This is a genomic window from Streptomyces sp. NPDC058371 (genome assembly GCF_042723265.1).
GTDB lineage: Bacteria > Actinomycetota > Actinomycetes > Streptomycetales > Streptomycetaceae > Streptomyces.
The window spans coordinates 85783-105416 of the sequence record NZ_JBHXJC010000023.1 but is presented as its reverse complement, the minus strand read 5'-3'; the positions used below and the strand labels follow the sequence as shown (position 1 = coordinate 105416).

18 protein-coding genes are annotated in these 19634 nt (G+C 67.1%); 9 read left to right on the top strand and 9 right to left on the bottom strand.

The window, feature by feature from the left end:
- Positions 1–63 precede the first annotated feature (63 nt).
- Both ACFWM2_RS38850 and ACFWM2_RS38845 read right to left on the bottom strand, forming a co-directional pair.
- On the bottom strand, positions 64–1449 hold the full coding sequence (locus ACFWM2_RS38850; protein WP_383290620.1) for a serine hydrolase domain-containing protein: 1386 nt from the start codon (positions 1447–1449) through the stop codon (positions 64–66).
- A gap of 277 nt (positions 1450–1726) precedes the next feature.
- Entirely contained in the window at positions 1727–2086 is a 360-nt protein-coding gene (locus ACFWM2_RS38845) for a MerR family transcriptional regulator (RefSeq protein ID WP_383290617.1), read from the bottom strand.
- Positions 2087–2144: 58 nt separating this feature from the next.
- On the opposite strand from ACFWM2_RS38845, the gene ACFWM2_RS38840 reads away from it, so the two are divergent.
- On the top strand, positions 2145–2474 hold the full coding sequence (locus ACFWM2_RS38840) for a putative quinol monooxygenase (protein ID WP_383290614.1): 330 nt from the start codon (positions 2145–2147) through the stop codon (positions 2472–2474).
- A gap of 163 nt (positions 2475–2637) precedes the next feature.
- On the opposite strand, the gene dnaB is transcribed toward ACFWM2_RS38840, so the two are convergent.
- Complete coding sequence (gene dnaB, locus ACFWM2_RS38835) at positions 2638–4116, bottom strand: replicative DNA helicase (RefSeq protein WP_383290611.1); 1479 nt, start codon at positions 4114–4116, stop codon at positions 2638–2640.
- Positions 4117–4575: 459 nt separating this feature from the next.
- Here dnaB and ACFWM2_RS38830 point away from each other — a divergent pair, with 459 nt between their 5' ends.
- The gene (locus ACFWM2_RS38830; RefSeq protein ID WP_383290609.1) at positions 4576–5913 is read left to right on the top strand and encodes an MATE family efflux transporter; all 1338 of its coding nucleotides are present in this window, start codon (positions 4576–4578) and stop codon (positions 5911–5913) included.
- A 209-nt stretch (positions 5914–6122) separates the two neighbouring features.
- Here ACFWM2_RS38830 and rplI read toward each other — a convergent pair whose 3' ends face one another.
- From rplI to rpsF, 4 genes are all read right to left on the bottom strand, one after another.
- The gene (gene rplI, locus ACFWM2_RS38825) at positions 6123–6569 is read right to left on the bottom strand and encodes a 50S ribosomal protein L9 (RefSeq protein ID WP_383290606.1); all 447 of its coding nucleotides are present in this window, start codon (positions 6567–6569) and stop codon (positions 6123–6125) included.
- An 18-nt stretch (positions 6570–6587) separates the two neighbouring features.
- Complete coding sequence (rpsR, locus tag ACFWM2_RS38820) at positions 6588–6824, bottom strand: 30S ribosomal protein S18 (RefSeq protein ID WP_003949403.1); 237 nt, start codon at positions 6822–6824, stop codon at positions 6588–6590.
- Between the two features lie 46 nt (positions 6825–6870).
- Positions 6871–7482 (bottom strand): single-stranded DNA-binding protein, encoded by a 612-nt coding sequence (locus tag ACFWM2_RS38815; RefSeq protein ID WP_383290603.1) that lies wholly within the window; start codon positions 7480–7482, stop codon positions 6871–6873.
- 80 nt (positions 7483–7562) lie between these two features.
- Positions 7563–7853: a 30S ribosomal protein S6 gene (gene rpsF, locus ACFWM2_RS38810; protein ID WP_016644628.1), complete on the bottom strand. Its 291-nt coding sequence runs from the start codon at positions 7851–7853 to the stop codon at positions 7563–7565.
- 310 nt (positions 7854–8163) lie between these two features.
- Between rpsF and ACFWM2_RS38805 the strand changes: the two genes are divergently transcribed.
- The 3 genes from ACFWM2_RS38805 (at position 8164) to ACFWM2_RS38795 (ending at position 10939) form a co-directional block, all read left to right on the top strand.
- Positions 8164–8478, top strand: coding sequence for a hypothetical protein (locus ACFWM2_RS38805; protein ID WP_383290599.1), 315 nt, complete (start codon positions 8164–8166; stop codon positions 8476–8478).
- A gap of 179 nt (positions 8479–8657) precedes the next feature.
- Positions 8658–9779: a peptidoglycan bridge formation glycyltransferase FemX gene (gene femX / locus ACFWM2_RS38800; protein ID WP_383290596.1), complete on the top strand. Its 1122-nt coding sequence runs from the start codon at positions 8658–8660 to the stop codon at positions 9777–9779.
- A gap of 128 nt (positions 9780–9907) precedes the next feature.
- Positions 9908–10939: an alanine racemase gene (locus tag ACFWM2_RS38795; RefSeq protein ID WP_383290593.1), complete on the top strand. Its 1032-nt coding sequence runs from the start codon at positions 9908–9910 to the stop codon at positions 10937–10939.
- Positions 10940–11043: 104 nt separating this feature from the next.
- On the opposite strand, the gene ACFWM2_RS38790 is transcribed toward ACFWM2_RS38795, so the two are convergent.
- Together ACFWM2_RS38790 and ACFWM2_RS38785 are read right to left on the bottom strand one after the other, a co-directional pair.
- The gene (locus ACFWM2_RS38790) at positions 11044–12552 is read right to left on the bottom strand and encodes a glycosyltransferase family 87 protein (RefSeq protein WP_383290590.1); all 1509 of its coding nucleotides are present in this window, start codon (positions 12550–12552) and stop codon (positions 11044–11046) included.
- A gap of 108 nt (positions 12553–12660) precedes the next feature.
- Positions 12661–15342 (bottom strand): transglycosylase domain-containing protein, encoded by a 2682-nt coding sequence (locus ACFWM2_RS38785; protein WP_383290587.1) that lies wholly within the window; start codon positions 15340–15342, stop codon positions 12661–12663.
- A 374-nt stretch (positions 15343–15716) separates the two neighbouring features.
- Between ACFWM2_RS38785 and ACFWM2_RS38780 the strand changes: the two genes are divergently transcribed.
- The 4 genes from ACFWM2_RS38780 (at position 15717) to ACFWM2_RS38765 (ending at position 19484) form a co-directional block, all read left to right on the top strand.
- Positions 15717–16400 (top strand): PadR family transcriptional regulator, encoded by a 684-nt coding sequence (locus tag ACFWM2_RS38780; RefSeq protein WP_383290584.1) that lies wholly within the window; start codon positions 15717–15719, stop codon positions 16398–16400.
- Positions 16401–16443: 43 nt separating this feature from the next.
- Entirely contained in the window at positions 16444–17526 is a 1083-nt protein-coding gene (locus ACFWM2_RS38775; RefSeq protein WP_383290582.1) for an inositol-3-phosphate synthase, read from the top strand.
- Between the two features lie 101 nt (positions 17527–17627).
- On the top strand, positions 17628–18890 hold the full coding sequence (locus ACFWM2_RS38770; RefSeq protein WP_383290579.1) for an MFS transporter: 1263 nt from the start codon (positions 17628–17630) through the stop codon (positions 18888–18890).
- 114 nt (positions 18891–19004) lie between these two features.
- Positions 19005–19484: a hypothetical protein gene (locus ACFWM2_RS38765; protein ID WP_383290577.1), complete on the top strand. Its 480-nt coding sequence runs from the start codon at positions 19005–19007 to the stop codon at positions 19482–19484.
- The last annotated feature ends 150 nt before the right edge of the window (positions 19485–19634 follow it).

Here is a 19634-nt window from a genome sequence, read left to right as displayed (position 1 = left end):
GTTTCACGTGAAACCAGGCGGCTGGTTTCACGTGAAACAGGACGCCCGGCTCCGTGACCGCGCCTACTGAATCCCTCGCCACCCCTCGGGATCGACTCCACCCGGCACCGGAGCCCCCTGGTCGTACGGCTGGCGCGTGAACACGAACGACCCGAGGTCGAGATGGCTCAGGGATCCGTCAGCCCGCCGTACAGGACGCAGCAGCTCTCCCGCGTAGTAGCCCTCCAGTCCCGTCCACGTCCCGTCGCCATTGGTCCGGAACCGTGAACGCCTTCCCGTGCCGGAGAGCGGCCCCAGCGACAGGCCCTCGTCGGCCGTCAGCCGCAGTGCGAAGACCTGAGTCCCCCAGTACCACTGCCCCGCCAGTTCCAGTACGTCCGCATCGATCTCGCGCAGCGGCCGCCACGCATCAGGGATCCGGGGCTCGGCCTCCGCCACCACGCGTACGAGGTCGGCGCCGACGGATGCCACCAGGGGACCGGACGTGCAATTGGAGAGCACCACGGCCGCCAGATCGTCCTCCACACTGATCGTGAGATTCGCCAGGAAGCCCGGCAGAGAGCCGGAATGGCCGACGAGGATCCGGCCGTCACGGTGCTGAATCTGCAGGCCGAGACCATAGGCGGAGCCGGCTGCCACGTCCGCGGCCTCGGCAGGCGCGGCGGGCGTGCGCATCTCCCGTACGGATTCCGCGCTCAGCACCCGGTCGTCACCCCGGCCGAGGAAGACGGCGAACCGCGCCAAGTCCTTTGCCGTGGACCAGAGTTGTCCGGCCGGAGCCATCCGGCCCAGATCCTCGACGGGCTCCGGAAGCATCACGTCCGCCCAGGGATGCACCGCCCAGCCACCGGCATGCGGCGCCTTGGGCTGCCCGCTCGTGCGGTCCAGGCCCAGCGGTTCGAGCACCTCGCGCCGCAGCACCTGCTCCCAAGGCGCTCCCCGCAGCTCCTCGACCAGCGCGCCCAGCAAGGTGTATCCGGGGTTCGAGTAGTGGTGCCGCCGCCCGACCGGATGCCGGAACGGCTGGTCCCCCAGTACGTCTGCGAGCTCCGGGCGGAGCGAGCCGGGCGTGCGTTCCCACCAGGGAGCGGGCGATTCAGCCGCCAATCCGCCGGTGTGCGCGAGCAGTTCGGCGATCGTGGCCTCCCCCGCGCCGGTACCCGGCAGATGCTTCTCCAGCGGGTCACCCAGGTCCAGCACACCCTCGTCCCGCAGCCGCAGGACGAGTACGGCGGTGAACGTCTTGGTGATCGAACCGATCCGGTACTGAACGTTCTCGTCCGGCCCGTGCCCCTCGACCGAGGTGCGCGACCCCGTCCACACGGCGTCCCGCCCACGGACGACCGTGGCAACCAGCGAAGGTGCCCGACCCTCGGCTTGAGCAGTGGCGATGCGGTGCAGCAGGGCCCGGCGCGTAGCAGGAAGCAACTCTTCCTGAGGTCTCGTCATGCCCCCAGTCCACCCGGCCTGGCACCACACGTCGAGCGCATTTCGCCGGACACCGCGTCCATGTCCCCCAAGCCGCCGAACCGCCATAGGGCCTCGCTGCTCGCGTCGGATGTCGGGGCTGCGACCTGCGAACTGCCTCTTGGTTGGGGAACGCGACGTGGTGTCGTTTCCAAACGAGTTGGCCTTCGCGGGAGTTGACCCGTTTTGGGCGGCACCCTGTGTGAGCACGAAGGCGGGGGTTGGCGACAGTCGCGGACGCGCGGTATTGGTGGCGGGCCTACGCGAGCGTCGGCGCGTTGGCCCGGCTGGCGGAGATGAGCCCGGCCAGGGAGGCGCGGGTTTCCCACAGAGCGGAGATCCGGTCATCCAGGCCCTGGAGGTGTTCTTGGAGGGTCTCCAGCTGGCATTCGGCGACCGAACCGTCCTGGCGAACGCACGGCAGGAGATCTCGGATGACCCGGGTCGGGAGGCCGGCGTCCAGCAGTCCGCGAATGCGGCGAACCGCGGCGGGGGCGCTGTCGTCGTAGCGGCGGTGGCCGCTGACGAGACGGTAGGACGCCAGGAGACCCTGCTCCTCGTAGTAGCGCAGGAGTCGGACGGAGGTGTCCGTCGCGGCGGCCAGCTCGCCAATCTTCATGTGGCGCTCCTCACAACTCCTTGAACCTCACATTGATGTGAGATCTTAGCGTGAGGCCATGACGAACACGGATCGCCCCATCGCCCTCTACGGGTTCCTTCGCCCCAGGCCGCAGCGCGCGGACGAGGTCCGGCGCATCCTCTCTTCCTTCGTGGAACCCACCCGGCAGGAGCCAGGCAACCTGCAGTACCACCTCCACGAGCACGAGGACGGCCGCTTCTTCCTGTACGAGGTCTGGCGCTCGCAGGAAGATCTGGACCTGCACAACGCGACGCTCCCGCTGCGTACCTTCCTGGAAAACCTGTCGGACTTCCTGGAGGGAGCCCCAGAGGGCTACTTCGACACCATGCTCAGCCCGTATCCCGAGGCAGAGCCGATTTCCGCCTGAGCGAGTGCCCGCAGCAGGCGCCATGCATCGAACAGAGTGGAGCCCTCAGACCCGACGATCGAAGCAGCATCACTTCGAATCGGCCGCCGTGGACGCGAAGCCCAGCGAATCTGCCAACTGAAACCAGACAGGACATGCGGTGTCTCACCGCAGTCGCGTCGGATCAGGTCTGCGCCATGTCCACGAAGCGCGAGTAGTGGCCCTGGAAGGCGACCGTGATGGTCGCCGTCGGGCCGTTACGGTGCTTGGCCACGATCAGGTCGGCTTCGCCCGCGCGCGGCGACTCCTTCTCGTATGCGTCCTCGCGGTGCAGCAGGATGACCATGTCGGCGTCCTGCTCGATCGAACCCGATTCACGCAGGTCCGAGACCATCGGCTTCTTGTCGGTGCGCTGCTCCGGACCACGGTTCAGCTGCGAGAGCGCGATGACCGGGAGTTCCAGCTCCTTGGCGAGCAGCTTGAGGTTTCGGGACATGTCCGAGACTTCCTGCTGGCGGCTTTCCGCGCGCTTGGAGCCGCCGGACTGCATCAGCTGGAGATAGTCGATGACCACGAGCTTGAGGTCGTTGCGCTGCTTGAGGCGGCGGCACTTGGCGCGGATCTCCATCATCGACAGATTCGGGGAGTCGTCGATGTAGAGCGGAGCCGCGGAGACGTCGGGCATCCGGCGGGCCAAGCGCGTCCAGTCCTCGTCGGTCATCGTGCCGGACCGCATGTGGTGCAGGGCGACGCGGGCCTCGGCGGACAGCAGACGCATCGCGATCTCGTTGCGGCCCATTTCGAGCGAGAAGATGACGCTCGGGAGATTGTTCTTGATCGAGCAGGCCCGTGCGAAGTCCAGAGCGAGCGTCGACTTACCCATGGCGGGACGGGCGGCGATGACGATCATCTGGCCTGGATGCAGACCGTTCGTGAGCGAGTCGAAGTCGGTGAAGCCGGTGGGCACACCGGTCATCTCTCCACTGCGCGAGCCGATCGCCTCGATCTCGTCGAGGGCCCCCTCCATGATGTCGCCGAGCGGCAGATAGTCCTCGCTGGTGCGCTGCTCCGTGACCGCATAGATCTCGGCCTGGGCACTGTTGACGATCTCGTCGACGTCGCCGTCGGCCGCGTATCCCATCTGCGTGATGCGTGTGCCGGCTTCCACCAGGCGGCGTAGGACCGCTCGCTCGTGGACGATCTCCGCGTAGTACTCGGCGTTGGCCGCCGTGGGGACCGTCTGGACGAGGGTGTGCAGATACGATGCGCCACCGACCTTGGTGATCTCCCCGCGTTTGGTGAGCTCGGCCGCCACCGTGATCGGGTCGGCCGGCTCGCCCTTCGCGTACAGATCGAGGATCGCGGTGTAGATCGTCTCGTGCGCGGGCCGGTAGAAGTCATGGCCCTTGATGACCTCGACGACGTCGGCGATGGCGTCCTTCGACAGGAGCATGCCGCCGAGGACGGACTGTTCGGCGTCCAGATCCTGCGGGGGTACGCGCTCGAAGGAGGAACCTCCGCCGTCCCACTCCCCGTTTTCCGGGCCGCGGTCGTGCTGCTCGTCGCGGCCCCGACCACTGTCGCGACGTTGACGAGAGGCGGGCAGACGATCACTGGGACCGCTGTCGGCCCACGGGTCGTCCAAGGGCTCGGAAATACTCACCGAGCCACCTCCTCCCGTCCGCCGAGCGGACCTAACCGTGCCCCTCTGTTCTACGGCACGGCACTGACAAATGAGCGACCCAACTCCGGTTCTGACGCGTCGGTTTTGCCAGGTTCCCGAGGACGGAGGAGAGAGCGGGCGCCGCCCCACGTTAGGCCTGCGGGCACCGTCAGCCAATCTGGTTATCCACAGGCCATGTGGACGACGGCCCGGATGCTGTGGAGAACCCCACAAAACCTGTGCACGACCCGGTGGACAGGCCTGTGAACAAGCACTCAGCCCCTTGGGTCCAACGGGTCTGACCTGCTACTTTCCCATCCACCGGCTGTGCAGAAGAAAAACTTTCCCAGTCGGACCAAGTTCGTCTCGAACGGTCCGCGGCAGGCTGCACAATCAGAGGGCAAGTAAGGGTCGATTGGCCATTGCATCTCTTACCTGTGGAAGATTAGATTGGTGCTCATGACACAGGCTCCCGCGACCCCCAAGGCCGTCCGCCGCCGGCACGACCGAGAGATCGTCGCGCTCGCCGTCCCGGCCTTCGGCGCGCTTGTCGCCGAGCCTCTCTTCGTCATGGCCGACAGTGCGATCGTCGGCCATCTGGGCACCGCCCAACTCGCCGGCCTCGGCATCGCCTCGGCCCTTCTCATGACAGCCGTCGGCGTCTTCGTCTTCCTCGCGTACGCCACCACCGCAGCGGTCGCCCGCCGGGTGGGCGCGGGCGATCTGCAGGCCGCCATCCGTCAGGGCATGGACGGCATCTGGCTTGCCCTTCTGATCGGCGCGGCCGTCATCGTCGTCACGCTGCCCACCGCACCCGCCCTCGTGGAACTCTTCGGCGCCTCGGAAACCGCCGCGCCTTATGCCACCACCTATCTACGGATCTCCGTCCTGGGCATCCCCGCCATGCTCGTCGTGCTCGCCGCCACCGGTGTCCTGCGTGGACTGCAGGACACAAAGACCCCTCTGTACGTGGCTGTCGCGGGCTTCGTGGCCAACGCAGCCCTCAATGTCGGCCTCGTCTACGGCGCGGATCTCGGCATCGCGGGCTCGGCGTGGGGCACGGTCATCGCTCAGGTCGGCATGGCCGCCATCTATCTGTGCGTGGTCGTCCGAGGCGCCCGCAAGCACAGCGCCTCACTGCGACCGGACGCCGCCGGCATCCGGGCCTGCGCCCAGGCCGGTGCGCCCCTGCTGATCCGCACCCTCTCGCTGCGGGCCATCCTCATGATCGCCACAGCAGTCGCAGCCCGGCTGGGCGACGCCGACATCGCCGCGCACCAGATCGTGCTGTCCCTGTGGAGCCTGCTCGCCTTCGCGCTCGACGCCATCGCCATCGCTGGGCAAGCCATCATCGGCCGGTACCTCGGCGCGGACGACGCGGCGGGCGCCCGTGACGCCTGTCGACGCATGGTGCAGTGGGGCATCGCCGTCGGAGTCGTACTCGGCCTGCTGGTGGTGGCGGCACGACCTTTGTTCCTGCCGCTCTTCACCAGCGATCCCATCGTCCAGGACACCGCCCTGCCCGCTCTCCTGGTTGTGGCCATCTCCCAGCCGATCTGCGGCATCGTCTTCGTGCTCGACGGAGTGCTGATGGGTGCCGGAGACGGACCGTATCTGGCCTGGGCCATGATCCTCACGCTGGCGGTCTTCACCCCGGTCGCACTACTCGTTCCCAGCTTCGGCGGTGGGCTGACCGCTCTCTGGGCGGCCATGACCCTGATGATGACGATGCGGATGCTGACCCTCTGGCTGCGCTCCCGTTCCGGACGATGGATCGTCACGGGCGCGACGCGCTGAGCCTCACACTCGACATGCTCAGCGGCACACTCGCCCCACTCGACGCCAGTTTCCCAGCGCGGTGTTTCACGTGAAACCGAGCGTTTCACGTGAAACACCGCGCGCGGAATGTCGGTCCGCCGCGCGAAGGACGGCGAGACAACGACCATGCAGAAGGGCCGCACCCCAGGGGGTGCGGCCCTTCTTCTCAGCTATGCCGAGAGCTGCACTCAGGCAGCGACAACCTCGATGTTGACCTTGGCGGCAACCTCGGGGTGCAGACGCACGGACGTCTGGTGGGCGCCCAGAGTCTTGATCGGCGCGCCCAGCTCGATGCGGCGCTTGTCGACCTCGGGGCCACCGGAAGCCTTGATCGCCGAAGCGATGTCGGCCGGGGTGACGGAACCGAAGAGACGGCCGGCGTCGCCGGAGCGAACGGCCAGACGGACCTTGACGCCCTCAAGGCGGCCCTTGATCTCGTTGGCCTGCTCGATCGTCGCGATCTCGTGGATCTTGCGAGCACGACGAATCTGCTCGACGTCCTTCTCGCCGCCCTTGGTCCAGCGGATCGCAAAGTTCCGCGGGATCAGGTAGTTGCGAGCGTAACCGTCCTTGACGTCGACGACGTCGCCCGCGGCACCGAGGCCGGAGACCTCGTGGGTGAGGATGATCTTCATTTGTCGGTCACCCTTCCCTTATCGCGCGGTGGAGGTGTAGGGCAGCAGCGCCATCTCACGGCTGTTCTTCACAGCCGTGGCGACGTCACGCTGGTGCTGCGTGCAGTTGCCGGTCACGCGGCGGGCACGGATCTTGCCGCGGTCGGAAATGAACTTCCGCAGCATGTTCGTGTCCTTGTAGTCCACGTACGTGACCTTGTCCTTGCAGAATGCGCAGACCTTCTTCTTCGGCTTGCGCACAGGCGGCTTCGCCATGGTGTATCTCCTGTGTGATCAAGAAGTGGGGGTACGAGCCCCGCCCCTAGAAGGGGGGCTCGTCCGAGTAGCCGCCGCCGGAACCAGCGGCACCGCCGGAGCTTCCGCCCCAGCCGCCACCGCCACCGCCGCCGCTCTGGTTGCCACCGGCAGGAGCGCTGGTCGCCCAGGGGTCGTCGGCGGGAGCACCGCCGCCTCCACCCTGCTGACCGCCGCCGGAGCCTCCGCCCCAGCTGCCGCCCTGCTGGCCGCCGCCACCGCCGCCGCCGCTGTAACCACCCTGGCCGCCTCGACCCGTGGTCTTGGTGACCTTGGCCGTGGCGTTCTTCAGGCTGGCGCCGACTTCCTCGACGTCCAGCTCGTAGACCGTGCGCTTGACGCCCTCACGGTCCTCGTAGGACCGCTGCTTCAGCCGGCCCTGCACGATGACGCGCATGCCTCGCTGGAGCGACTCAGCGACGTTCTCCGCCGCCTGACGCCAGACCGAGCAGGTCAGGAACAGGCTCTCGCCGTCCTTCCACTCATTGGTCTGACGGTCGAAGGTGCGGGGAGTGGACGCGACACGGAACTTCGCGACCGCCGCACCGGAAGGGGTGAAGCGCAGCTCGGGGTCGTCGACAAGATTGCCGACAACCGTGATGACGGTCTCGCCTGCCATGGGGGAACCTCTCGGCGGGTTTGCTGCTGGCTGCTAGTGCTGCTGCTACTCGATGCCCGAGATCAGCTGAGCTGGAGAGCTCAGTGCATCTCGGGACGGAGGACCTTGGTCCGGAGGACCGACTCGTTCAGGTTCATCTGCCGGTCGAGCTCCTTGACGACCGCAGGCTCAGCCTGGAGGTCGATGACCGAGTAGATGCCCTCGGGCTTCTTCTTGATCTCGTAGGACAGACGACGACGGCCCCAGGTGTCGACCTTCTCGACCTTTCCGTTGCCCTCACGGACGACGGAGAGGAAGTTCTCGATCAGCGGAGAGACAGCACGCTCTTCGAGATCGGGGTCGAGGATGACCATCACTTCGTAGTGACGCATGTGGAACCCACCTCCTTTGGACTCAGCGGCCACGGTCGTTCCGTGGCAGGAGGGTTGTGATGCGTTCGCAACGGTATCGGCCGCCACTGACAATCGGGCTTCCCGCTCGGCGAACCGAACGGGATACCTGTCGTGATCAGGGGCCGTGACCTGGGTCTAGACCCGGCCAAAACCTGGGCAGACACCGGTGCAGAGGGTACAGACTACCCGCACACCCGCTTCGGGTTGAAATCCGACCGGGTGACCGTCAGTCTGTACCCATCGGGTGTGTATGGCGCTACGATGCGCCGCCTTCCGCAGGAGGTGCCTTATGGCACAGACATTGCGACCCAATTCCGTCGGATCCCTGCTCGCCACCGACCACAAGCCCCACCCCCTCCAGGACACGCTGCTCGCGGTGACCCTGGTCCTCGGGGCGACGGCGATCATCAGCTCGTACTTCGACAGTCTCCATCTGCTCAGCTCCTGGACCGGGCTGGTGGGGATCTTCACCGGCGCGGGCGGGCAGTTCATCTCGGAGACGACCCGGGAGCGCTTCGGGCTGATCCTGGGTCTCGGTGCCTCGGCCGTGGGCTTCTTCATCGGCATGGCGCACGGCGGTCTCTTCGGCGGGATCATCGGCTGACCCCCTCGGAAACCGCCGGCCGAGCGGCCGGACAACACCTCGGGACGACCTGACCCCGCACTGGTCGGGGTCCAGGTTGCATACGGCCAGACGAGGCGCTCGCAGGGCGCAGTAGGCTTCGGCGCGAGAGCCGGAGCCCCTGTACCCATGGGGACACACCAGCCCGAGGAGCGCCCCGAATGAGCCTGACCCTGCGGACCATCAGCCGAGAGCAGCATCTGGCATACATCCAGAGCCTGCCCGCGGCGAGCCACATGCAGGTCCCCGCCTGGGCAGACGTCAAAGCAGAGTGGCGCTCGGAGAACCTCGGCTGGTTCGACGACAAGACCGGCGAGATGGTCGGCGCGGGCCTCGTGCTGTACCGCCAGCTGCCCAAAATCAAGCGGTATCTCGCCTACCTGCCCGAGGGCCCGGTCATCAACTGGTTCGCGCCGAACCTCGACGACTGGCTGCAGCCGATGCTCGCCCATCTCAAGCAGCAGGGCGCCTTCTCCGTGAAGATGGGGCCGCCGGTGATCATCCGGCGCTGGGAGGCCCCCTCCATCAAGGGCGGCATCCAGAACCCCGACGTGAAGCGCCTGCGCGACATCGAGGCGGACTTCATCGAACCCCGGGCCTTCGAGGTCGCCGACAAGCTGCGCCGCATGGGTTGGCAGCAGGGCGAGGACGGGGGCGCCGGCTTCGGCGACGTACAGCCCCGCTACGTCTTCCAGGTGCCGCTGGCCAACCGCTCGCTGGAAGAGGTCCACAAGAACTTCAACCAGCTGTGGCGCCGCAACATCAAGAAGGCCGAGAAGGCCGGCGTCGAGGTCGTCCAGGGCGGCTACCAGGACCTGGAGGAGTGGCAGCGGCTGTACGAGATCACGGCTACCCGTGACCACTTCCGGCCCCGCCCGCTCTCGTACTTCCAGCGCATGTGGACGGCCCTCAACAGCGAGGACCCCAACCGCATGCGGCTGTACTTCGCCCAGCACGACGGCGTGAACCTGTCCGCCGCGACGATGCTGGTCGTCGGCGGTCACGTCTGGTACTCCTACGGCGCCTCGGACAACATCGGCCGGGAGGTCAGGCCCTCGAACGCGATGCAGTGGCGGATGTTGCGCGACTCGTACGCCCTGGGGGCGACGGTCTATGACCTGCGCGGCATCTCCGACTCGCTGGACGAGTCCGATCACCTCTTCGGCCTCATCCAGTTCAAGGTGGGCACGGGCGGGCAGGCCGCGGAGTACCTCGGCGAGTGGGACTTCCCGCTCAACAAGCTGCTCCACAAGGCTCTCGACATCTACATGTCGCGCCGCTGACCCTGCCCGATCCGGGGGCCGCGCCACTGAGACCACCCGGCATCGCCCCGCCGGTCCGGCGGATCCGCCACAATTCGTTTTCATACCTCTGATACACCGCAGCCACGAGAAAGGTTCCGGGACCGGCCATGGCGCTCACGCTCTACGTCGACACCGCGCGCTGGCGGGCACACCACAAGCACGTGCAGGAGCAGTTTCCGGGGCTCGTCCCCGTCTGCAAGGGCAACGGCTACGGCTTCGGCCACGAGCGGCTCGCGGACGAGGCCACCCGTCTCGGCTCCGATGTCCTCGCCGTCGGCACCACCTACGAAGCCGCCCGGATCAAGGACTGGTTCGGCGGCGATCTGCTGGTGCTGACGCCCTTCAGGCGGGGCGAGGAGCCCGTGCCGCTGCCCGACCGCGTCATCCGCTCCGTGTCGTCCATAGACGGCGTGTACGGCCTCGTGGGGGCCCGTGTCGTCATCGAGGTCATGTCCTCGATGAAGCGGCACGGCGTCAGCGAGCAGGACCTGCCGCACTTGCACGCCGCCATCGAGAACGTGCGGCTGGAAGGCTTCGCCATCCATCTGCCGCTGGACCGCACCGACGGCTCGGACGCCGTCGAGGAGGTCATCGGCTGGATGGACCGCCTGCGCGCTGCCCGCCTGCCCCTGCACACCATGTTCGTCAGCCACCTGAAGGCCGAGGAACTCGCCCGTCTCCAGCAGCAGTTCCCGCAGACTCACTTCCGCGCCCGCATCGGTACGCGGCTGTGGCTGGGGGACCACGAGGCGACCGAGTACCGGGGGGCCGTCCTGGACGTCACCCGTGTCTCCAAGGGCGACCGCTTCGGCTACCGGCAGCAGAAGGCGGCCTCGGACGGCTATCTGGTCGTCGTGGCGGGCGGTACGTCGCACGGTGTGGGTCTGGAGGCCCCCAAGGCGCTCCATGGCGTCATGCCGCGCGCCAAGGGCGTCGCCCGGGCCGGACTGGCCACGGTCAACCGGAACCTCTCTCCGTTCGTCTGGGGCGGCAAGCAACGCTGGTTCGCCGAGCCCCCGCACATGCAGGTTTCCATCCTCTTCGTGCCCTCGGACGCCCCGGAGCCGAAGGTGGGCGAGGAGCTGGTGGCCCATCTGCGGCACACCACCACGCAGTTCGACCGGGTCGTCGAGCGCTGACCCGCTGACAGCTCGGGGAGCCATCGCCGGGCACGCAAACCGAAAAGGCCGTACACGGAGTCCGTGTACGGCCTTTTGCGTGGCTCCCCCTGGAGCCTGTTCGCTCAGAGCGAACTGTCGCCCGCGGCCTGGCTCCGGCTGCCCCATTCGACCTGCGGCGCGTCGAAGTGCGCCGCATGCCGCGGTGGATGAGCCGCGGCGCCCAGTACGAAGACGTCCTCCGCGCCATCGAGCACGCCCCCGGACGGATCGTCGTCGCCGGCCCTGCGCACCACGTCCCGCTCCGGCATGAGGATGTCGCGCACCACCACCGCACAGAGATACAGCGTCCCCAGCAGGTGCACGGCGATGGCCGCCTGGTACCCCTCGGTGGGAAGCCCCTTGTGGGCGTCTCCGCTCGTCGTGTACGCGAGGTACATCCAGATGCCCAGGAAGTACGCGACCTCGCACGCCTGCCAGATCAGGAAGTCCCGCCAGCGCGGCCGGGCCAGCACGGCGAGGGGCACCAGCCACAGCACGTACTGCGGTGAGTAGACCTTGTTGGTGAGGATGAAGGCCGCGACGATCAGAAAGGCCAGCTGCGCGAAGCGCGGGCGGCGGGGAGCGGTCACCGTGAGCGCCGCGATACCCGCGCACGCGAGCAGCATCAGGATTGTGGCGAACGTGTTGACGTTGTCCGTGGTGAGCAGGGAGCTCTGCCAGCGCTGGGAGAGGATCAGCCACACGGAACCGAAGTCGACGCCCCGCTCCTGGCTGAACGTGTAGAACTTCGACCAGCCGTCGAAGGCGAAGGCCATCACCGGCAGGTTCACGGCCAGCCAGGCCACGAGTGAGCCCCCGACGGCGGTCCAGAACGCCCGCCACTTACCGGCGCGCCAGCAGAGCATCAGCAGCGGCCCCAGCAGCAGTACGGGATAGAGCTTGGCGGCCGTCGCAAGCCCCAGGAGGACGCCAAAGGCGAGGGTGCGGCCCCGAGACCACATCAGCATCGCCACGGCCGTCAGAGCCACGGCCAGCAAGTCCCAGTTGATGGTCGCGGTCAGTGCGAAGGCGGGCGCCAGAGCGACCAGCAGACCGTCCCACGGCCGCCGTGCGTGCGTGCGCGAGACGCATACGGCGATGATCGCCGCGCACACCATCAGCATCCCGGCATTGACCATCCAGTAGATCTGCTCCTGATCCTGGATGCTGCCGCTGCTCGGTGTGAGCCAGGAGGCGACCTCCATGAACACACCGGTGAGCACCGGGTACTCGAGGTAGTCCATGTCGCCGGAGAGCTTGTCGAAGTACGGCACGAGCCCGTCGGCGAAGCCACGCCCCTGGTAGAGGTGCGGGATGTCCGAGTAGCACGCGTGCGTGTACTGGGAGCTGGCTCCGAAGAACCAGGCACCGTCGTAGCACGGCAGCTTCTGCACCATGCCGAGCGCGAACATGCCGATCGCGATGAGGGCGATGACCCGCACCGGGGTCCACCATGTCGTCCCGAGCAGCGCCCGTCGTCCCAGGGGGCCACCGATCAGCTCACTGCCGGTCGCGGCGACCTCGTCTTCCCTGGTCGGCTGGACCGGCTCCGGCTCGCGCACGCTTGCTCGCGTCGTCTCTGCACTGGGCATGCCGCACATCCTGCCGTACGTACCTGGGGATACGCCGAGGGCCGCCGCACCTGGTCGGTGCGACGGCCCATGTTTCACGTGAAACACACCTCGGCCGGGCAGACGCGGCTACCCGTTGGGCCCTCCGAAGAGGCCTCCGTTTCCGGTGCCTCTGGTGTTCCCGTTACCGGTGCTCTCCGTCGGCGACGCGGTCACGCCGCCGTCCGTACCACCGTTGTCGGTACCGCCCGTGTCCGTTCCACCGGTGCTGCAGTTCCAGTCGAAGTCGCCGCAGGTTTCGCTCGCCGTCGGGCTGGGCGACGTCGTGGTCTCGCTGGGCGTCACACTCGGCGTCGGGCTCGACGTCTCGCTCTCCGTGGGCGACGGGGTCACACTCGGACTCGGGACGTCGTTGACGACCGTTCCAATGTCCTCGGGCGTCGGGAAGTCCATCACCTTCGCGCCCTTGAGCGCGTGTTCCATGTAGTCGTGCCAGATCTCGGCCGGGAACGAGGCACCGTGGATCTTCTCCTCGCCACCCGTCCCGTACATCTCCAGGAACTCGCGCTTCTTGCTGCTCTCGTTGTCGTCCATCCGGTACATCGTGATCGCGGTCGAGAGCTGCGGCGTGTATCCGACGAACCAGGCGGACTTGTTGCCGTCGGTGGTACCAGTCTTACCTGCCACGTCACGGCCGGGCAGCTGGGCCTTGGTTCCGGTGCCCTTGTCGACCACGGTCTTCAGGACGTCGGTGACATTGTCGGCCACAGGCGGGGTGAAGGCCCGCTCCGACTTTCCCTCGTGCTGAAAGACTGTGCCCGTTTCGTTGGTGACCTGGTCGACCGAGTAGGGGTCGTGCTGCTTGCCGCTGTCCGCGAAGGTGCCGTACGCGCCGGCCATACGGATCGCGCTCGGGTCGGAAGTGCCGAGTGAGAACGAGGGGTAGTTGGCACTTGCCAGGCTGCTCTTGAGGATGCCCGCGTCGAGGGCGGCCTGCTGGACCTTGTCCAGGCCGACATCCATGCCGAGCTGCACGTAGGCGGAGTTCACCGACTCCCGCATCGCCTCCCGCAGATCAATCCGGTAGCTGGGCTTGTTGTACGACGCACCACCGTCGTTGGTCTGATTCCACTGCTTCCCGTTCTTGTCCGTCCAGATTGACCCGTCGTAGTTCTTGATCTTGAGCTTGTTCTTGCCGCTGTAGAAGCTGTCCGGGGAGACGATGGTGCGCTCGTCCTGGGCCTGGGAATCCCCGAGTTTGGGATTTTTCTTCCCCCACGACATGGCGGCCGCCAGCACGAACGGCTTGAACGTGGAACCCACCTGGGCGCCGGTCTGGTCGGCGTTGTTGGTGAAGTGCTTGGTCGCGTCCTCACCGCCGTAGATGGCCTCGATCGCGCCGGTGTCCGGGTTCACGGACGCCCCACCGAACTGGACGTACTTGTCCGTCTTCGGACGCTCGTCCGGCTTGATGTTCTCCTTGCGGACCTTCTTCACTGCATCCTCGAGCTGCTTGACCTTGTTCTTGTCGAAGGTCGTGTGGATCGAGTAGCCACCCTGCTGAAGCTGGTTCGCGGTGATCTTGTCGCTGTTGTTGATGATGTACGCCTTGGCAAGATCGACGAGATAGCCGATCTGACCGCTGAGCTCGGTGTTCGAGCGCGGGTTCTGCACCTTGGGAAGCTTGGTGTATTTGTTTCGCACAGAGGCACTCAGGTGGCCGTACTCGACCTCCTTGTTGAGCGTGTCCTGCATCTGACGCTCGGCCCGCCTGCTGTTGGCCGCGGCGGTGGCGGCCGGGTCGATCGACTCGGCGCCTGCGGGGTCGTAGTAGGTGGCACCCTTCAGCACGGCCGCAAGGAAAGCGCACTCACCCGGGTTCAGTTTCTTCGCGTCCTTGTCGAAGTACGCGTGCGCCGCCGCCTGGATCCCGTAGGCGTTTCGGCCGTAGTACGCCGAGTTCAGGTAGCCGGCCATGATGTCGTTCTTCTTGACCGTGGCACCCACCTTTATCGCGACGAAGATCTCCTTGAACTTGCGGGAGATCGTCTGCGACTGGTCGTCCAGCCTCGCGTTCTTGACGTACTGCTGGGTGATGGTGGAGCCACCCTGCGTCTCGCCGCCCTTGGCCATGTTGAGGAAGGCACGGGCGATGCCCTTGGGATCGATGCCGCTGTCGGTCTCGAACGTCTTGTTCTCCTGCGAGATGACGGCGTACCGCATCGCTTCAGGGATCTCCGCGTAGCCGATGTTCTGGCGGTTCGTCTCACCACCGGTGGCCACCATCTGGGTGCCGTCGGACCAGTAGTAGACGTTGTTCTGAGCCGTGGCGGTCTTGGCCACGTCCGGGACGCCCACCAGGGCGTACGCCACGCCCGCGATCGCCACCAGGCTGCCGAAGAAGCCGATGAACAGCCCCGTCACCAGCTTCCAGGACGGCACCCAGCGCGCGGCTCCGTACTTGCCGGCGCGCGGGTAGTCGATGATGCGCTTCTTGGCGGGGCCCGAACGGCCCCTTCCTCGCCCGGGCCCGTTCGGGCCTCCGGGGCCGCCGCGGCGGCCGCCACCGCCTCCCGCGCCGTCGGCGGCTCTGCGCCGACCACCGCTGTTGCTTCTCTGTCCTGCCCGCCGGGCCTCGGCGCGGCCACTGTACGGGCGCTCCTCGTCTCCCGAGCCATAGGCATCGGAAGGTGACCCGGTGGCGCTCCGCGGTGCGGCACGGCGGCCGGCGGACGGGCTGGGCTGGCCGCGTCGGGCCGCGGCACGTCCGCCGCCCTGCGACTGCGGCGTTTTGCGACGGTGCTCGCTCATCGAACGATTACTCCTCGGGCAGGCGCACCGTTGCGCGCCTGGAAACGGCAGCTGGTTTCCGGTCCCCCCGAAGTACGGATGCGGGCGTTACCGCATTCACCCGTACTACACCGAGGACGATGACGTCCTCAGGCGTCACTCGGTTCCCGGTGGTGTGCATGGCGCACAGACTACGCACCGTCAAAACCCACCTAGGGCCGAAGTTCACCCCAAATCAGGCAACTTGCTTCGTATGAATCGGTGATGTGACGCCGTTCACCGTTCTCCCTCTTGTCGCATCCGTAGCGGCGTTCTATCGTGCTGATGTATCGAGTCGATACATCAGCACGGCATAAAGACCGTGCCGACGAGGCAGCGACAGGGAGGAGGCGACGATGAGCCGGCGTTCCGGGATCCTCGAGTTCGCCGTCCTCGGCCTGCTCCGCGAGTCCCCGATGCACGGCTATGAGCTGCGCAAACGTCTTAATACGTCACTGGGTGTGTTCCGCGCCTTCAGCTACGGGACGCTCTACCCCTGCCTCAAGACGCTGGTCGCCAACGGCTGGTTGATCGAGGAGCCGGGGGCCACACCCGAAGATGCCCTCGCCGCTCCACTCGCAGGGCGTCGCGCCAAGATCGTCTATCGATTGACGGCGGAAGGTAAGGAACACTTCGAGGAACTGCTCTCCCAGACGGGTCCCGACGCGTACGAGGACGAGCACTTCGCCGCTCGATTCGCCTTCTTCGGGCAGACGTCACGCGACGTACGCATGCGCGTACTGGAGGGCCGCCGCAGCCGCCTCGAGGAGCGCCTGGAGAAGATGAGCGCCTCCCTGGCGCGGACCCGGGAGCGCCTCGACGACTACACGCTTGAGCTCCAGCGCCACGGAATGGAGTCCGTGGAGCGCGAAGTGCGCTGGCTGAACGAGCTCATCGAAAGCGAGCGAGCCGGGCGGGACCAGAAGCGTCCCGCCTCCGAAGGCTCCGCGCAGCAGGACAGCACCACTGGAGAGACGGGCGGCCTGCCCCGGCATCGGGACAGCTCCCGGCCGGATCCGTCCGACGACACCACCACGTGAGACCCGTTCGGGGTTTCACCAGTACATACAGGGAGCAATCGGAATGGGTTCGGTTCGCGTAGCCATTGTCGGCGTGGGCAACTGCGCCGCCTCGCTGGTGCAGGGCGTCGAGTACTACAAGGACGCCGACCCGGCGGCCAAGGTGCCCGGCCTGATGCACGTCCAGTTCGGCGAGTACCACGTCGGTGACGTCGAGTTCGTCGCCGCCTTCGACGTCGACGCGAAGAAGGTCGGCCTCGACCTCTCCGACGCCATCGGTGCCAGCGAGAACAACACCATCAAGATCTGCGACGTCCCGAACAAGGGCGTCTCGGTCCAGCGCGGTCACACCCTGGACGGTCTCGGCAAGTACTACCGCGAGACCATCGAGGAGTCCGACGAGGCCCCGGTCGACGTCGTCCAGATCCTCAAGGACAAGCAGGTCGACGTCCTCATCTGCTACCTGCCCGTCGGTTCCGAGGACGCGGCGAAGTTCTACGCCCAGTGCGCCATCGACGCCAAGGTCGCCTTCGTCAACGCTCTCCCGGTCTTCATCGCCGGCACCAAGGAGTGGGCGGACAAGTTCACCGAGGCCGGCGTCCCGATCGTCGGCGACGACATCAAGTCGCAGGTCGGTGCCACCATCACGCACCGTGTGATGGCGAAGCTGTTCGAGGACCGCGGTGTCCGTCTTGAGCGCACCATGCAGCTCAACGTCGGCGGCAACATGGACTTCAAGAACATGCTGGAGCGCGACCGCCTCGAGTCCAAGAAGATCTCGAAGACGCAGGCCGTCACCTCGCAGATCCGCGACCGCGAGCTCGGCGAGAACAACGTCCACATCGGCCCGTCCGACTACGTGGCCTGGCTGGACGACCGCAAGTGGGCGTACGTGCGCCTCGAGGGCCGCGCCTTCGGCGATGTCCCGCTGAACCTGGAGTACAAGCTCGAGGTCTGGGACTCCCCGAACTCCGCGGGTGTCATCATCGACGCCCTTCGTGCCGCGAAGATCGCCAAGGACCGCGGCATCGGCGGCCCGATCCTCTCCGCGTCGAGCTACTTCATGAAGTCCCCGCCGGTCCAGTACTTCGACGACGAGGCGTACGCCAACGTCGAGAAGTTCATCGCGGGCGAGGTCGAGCGCTGACCCGACAGGGAGCACGCGCCGAGGCGCACCCCTTTTGAGAGCCGTCGAGGGTCCCCGGGCACACCGCCCGGGGACCCTCCTCGTATGTGAGGCTGTGCCCCATGGCTGTCGTGCGTGACCTGCGCGTCCTGCTGCGCTTCCAAGGCTTCAGACGTCTGCTCGGCGTACGACTGCTGTCCCAGGGCGCCGACGGCGTCTATCAGGTCGCGCTCGCGACGTACGTCGTCTTCTCGCCGGAGAAGCAGACCTCGGCGGCCGCCATCGCCTCAGCCATGGCGGTACTGCTGCTTCCGTACTCACTCGTGGGCCCTTTCGCCGGAGTTCTCCTGGACCGCTGGCGCCGCCGGCAGGTCTTTCTGTACGGCAACCTGCTGCGTGCCCTCCTGGCGGGCGCCACGGCCGTCCTGATGCTCAGTCACGTCCCCGACTGGCTCTTCTACGTCTCCGCGCTCTGTGTCACGGCGGTCAACCGCTTCGTCCTGGCCGGCCTCTCGGCCGCGCTGCCGCGGGTCGTCGACTCCGAGCGCCTGGTGATGGCCAACTCTCTTTCCCCGACCGCCGGGACGCTGGGCGCGACCGCGGGCGGCGGTCTCGCCCTCGCCGTACGGCTGTTGGCCGTGGACTCCAACGCCGCGGTGGTGCTGCTCGGAGCCGCCCTGTATCTGTGCGCGGCGCTCGCCTCACTGCGCATCGCGCCTGAACTCCTCGGTCCGGAGCAGCCGTTGGCGCGCCCACGGCTTGCCGCGGCGCTCACAGGCACCGCGCGCGGACTGGCGGCGGGTGTACGCCATCTCGCCGAGCCTCGACGCCGGGAGGCCGCCTGGGCGCTCGGGGCGATGACGCTGATGCGCTTCTGCTACGGCGCCCTGACGGTCATGGTGCTCATGCTCTGCCGGTACGCCTGGTCGTCCGACTCGGACGACGGACTCGCGCTGCTGGGGCTGGCCTTGGGGATCTCCGGCGCCGGGTTCTTCGCGGCCGCCGTACTGACCCCGTGGACGGCCGGGAGACTGGGCCCGGGCCGGTGGATCGCGGTCTGCGCCGCTTCGGCCGCGGTCCTGGAACCCGCGCTCGGACTCCCGTTCGCCGTGGCTCCGATGCTCGCCGCGGCCTTCGTCCTGGGACTGACCACTCAGGGCGCGAAGATCGCTACGGACACGATCGTCCAGTTCTCCGTGGAAGACGGCTACCGTGGCCGGATTTTCTCCGTTTACGACGTGTTGTTCAATGCCGCCTTCGTCGGCGCCGCCGCAGTCGCCGCGCTGATGCTGCCGCCTGACGGCCGATCGGTCCCACTGGTGATCATGGTGGCGGTCGTCTACGCAGCAATTGCTGCGACTATGACCCGCTTTGAGTGCCGGTAACTGTCACATCAAGGCCACAGAGCCCCTCTGGACTACAGAGTTGTCAGTGCGGCCCGGTAGCTTACGTGCGTCTTATTTCGCGCCATGCGCTCATCGTTCGAGGGGGACCCCCAAGTGACCGTTCCGCCGCCGCCCCAGGGCCAGAATCCGTTCGCCCAGCAGCCCACCGCGCCCACGGGACAGCAGCCCGGCCAGCCGGGGGTTCCCCCGCAGCAGCCCTACGCGCCTTTCCCCAACCAGGGCGGCGCTCCCGTTCCGCCGCCGGCCCCGGCTCGCCGTGGCGGCAAGAAGGCGCTTCGCGTCGTAGTTCTGATCCTGGTCGCGATAGGCCTGTACGGGGTCAAGTGGTACCTCGGCCAGAGCGACGCGGAGACCACGTCGGTGGGCGCCTGCATGCACAACGACGGCACGGAGACCAGCCCCGACCTCAAGACGGTCGACTGCTCGTCCTCCGGCTCCCAGTTCAAGGTCGTCGAGAAGTTCGACAACTCCAGCGACGACACCAAGTGCGAGAGCGTCTCGGCTGCGACGGTCTACTACGTCCAGACCGGCGGCAGCCACGACGTGGTGCTGTGCCTCAAGGAGACCAAGTAACAGCTCGGTCGGCATGAGTCGAGGGGCGGTGTTTCCCGTGAAACACCGCCCCCCGACGGATCCGGGGTCCTGTTTCCCGTTAAACCCTACCCCCTTCCCCCGCACCCCCACTCCCCGCCCTCTAGGGGTCCCCGCTCCTCGCGGCCCACC

Bases quoted from the DNA above. Each gene is read 5' to 3' on its own strand.
- ACFWM2_RS38850 (WP_383290620.1), bottom strand. From the start codon at position 1,449: ATGACGAGACCTCAGGAAGAGTTGCTTCCTGCTACGCGCCGGGCCCTG.
- ACFWM2_RS38845 (WP_383290617.1), bottom strand. From the start codon at position 2,086: ATGAAGATTGGCGAGCTGGCCGCCGCGACGGACACCTCCGTCCGACTC.
- ACFWM2_RS38840 (WP_383290614.1), top strand. From the start codon at position 2,145: ATGACGAACACGGATCGCCCCATCGCCCTCTACGGGTTCCTTCGCCCC.
- ACFWM2_RS38830 (WP_383290609.1), top strand. From the start codon at position 4,576: ATGACACAGGCTCCCGCGACCCCCAAGGCCGTCCGCCGCCGGCACGAC.
- rplI (WP_383290606.1), bottom strand. From the start codon at position 6,569: ATGAAGATCATCCTCACCCACGAGGTCTCCGGCCTCGGTGCCGCGGGC.
- rpsR (WP_003949403.1), bottom strand. From the start codon at position 6,824: ATGGCGAAGCCGCCTGTGCGCAAGCCGAAGAAGAAGGTCTGCGCATTC.
- ACFWM2_RS38815 (WP_383290603.1), bottom strand. From the start codon at position 7,482: ATGGCAGGCGAGACCGTCATCACGGTTGTCGGCAATCTTGTCGACGAC.
- rpsF (WP_016644628.1), bottom strand. From the start codon at position 7,853: ATGCGTCACTACGAAGTGATGGTCATCCTCGACCCCGATCTCGAAGAG.
- ACFWM2_RS38805 (WP_383290599.1), top strand. From the start codon at position 8,164: ATGGCACAGACATTGCGACCCAATTCCGTCGGATCCCTGCTCGCCACC.
- femX (WP_383290596.1), top strand. From the start codon at position 8,658: ATGAGCCTGACCCTGCGGACCATCAGCCGAGAGCAGCATCTGGCATAC.
- ACFWM2_RS38795 (WP_383290593.1), top strand. From the start codon at position 9,908: ATGGCGCTCACGCTCTACGTCGACACCGCGCGCTGGCGGGCACACCAC.
- ACFWM2_RS38790 (WP_383290590.1), bottom strand. From the start codon at position 12,552: ATGCCCAGTGCAGAGACGACGCGAGCAAGCGTGCGCGAGCCGGAGCCG.
- ACFWM2_RS38785 (WP_383290587.1), bottom strand. From the start codon at position 15,342: ATGAGCGAGCACCGTCGCAAAACGCCGCAGTCGCAGGGCGGCGGACGT.
- ACFWM2_RS38780 (WP_383290584.1), top strand. From the start codon at position 15,717: ATGAGCCGGCGTTCCGGGATCCTCGAGTTCGCCGTCCTCGGCCTGCTC.
- ACFWM2_RS38775 (WP_383290582.1), top strand. From the start codon at position 16,444: ATGGGTTCGGTTCGCGTAGCCATTGTCGGCGTGGGCAACTGCGCCGCC.
- ACFWM2_RS38770 (WP_383290579.1), top strand. From the start codon at position 17,628: ATGGCTGTCGTGCGTGACCTGCGCGTCCTGCTGCGCTTCCAAGGCTTC.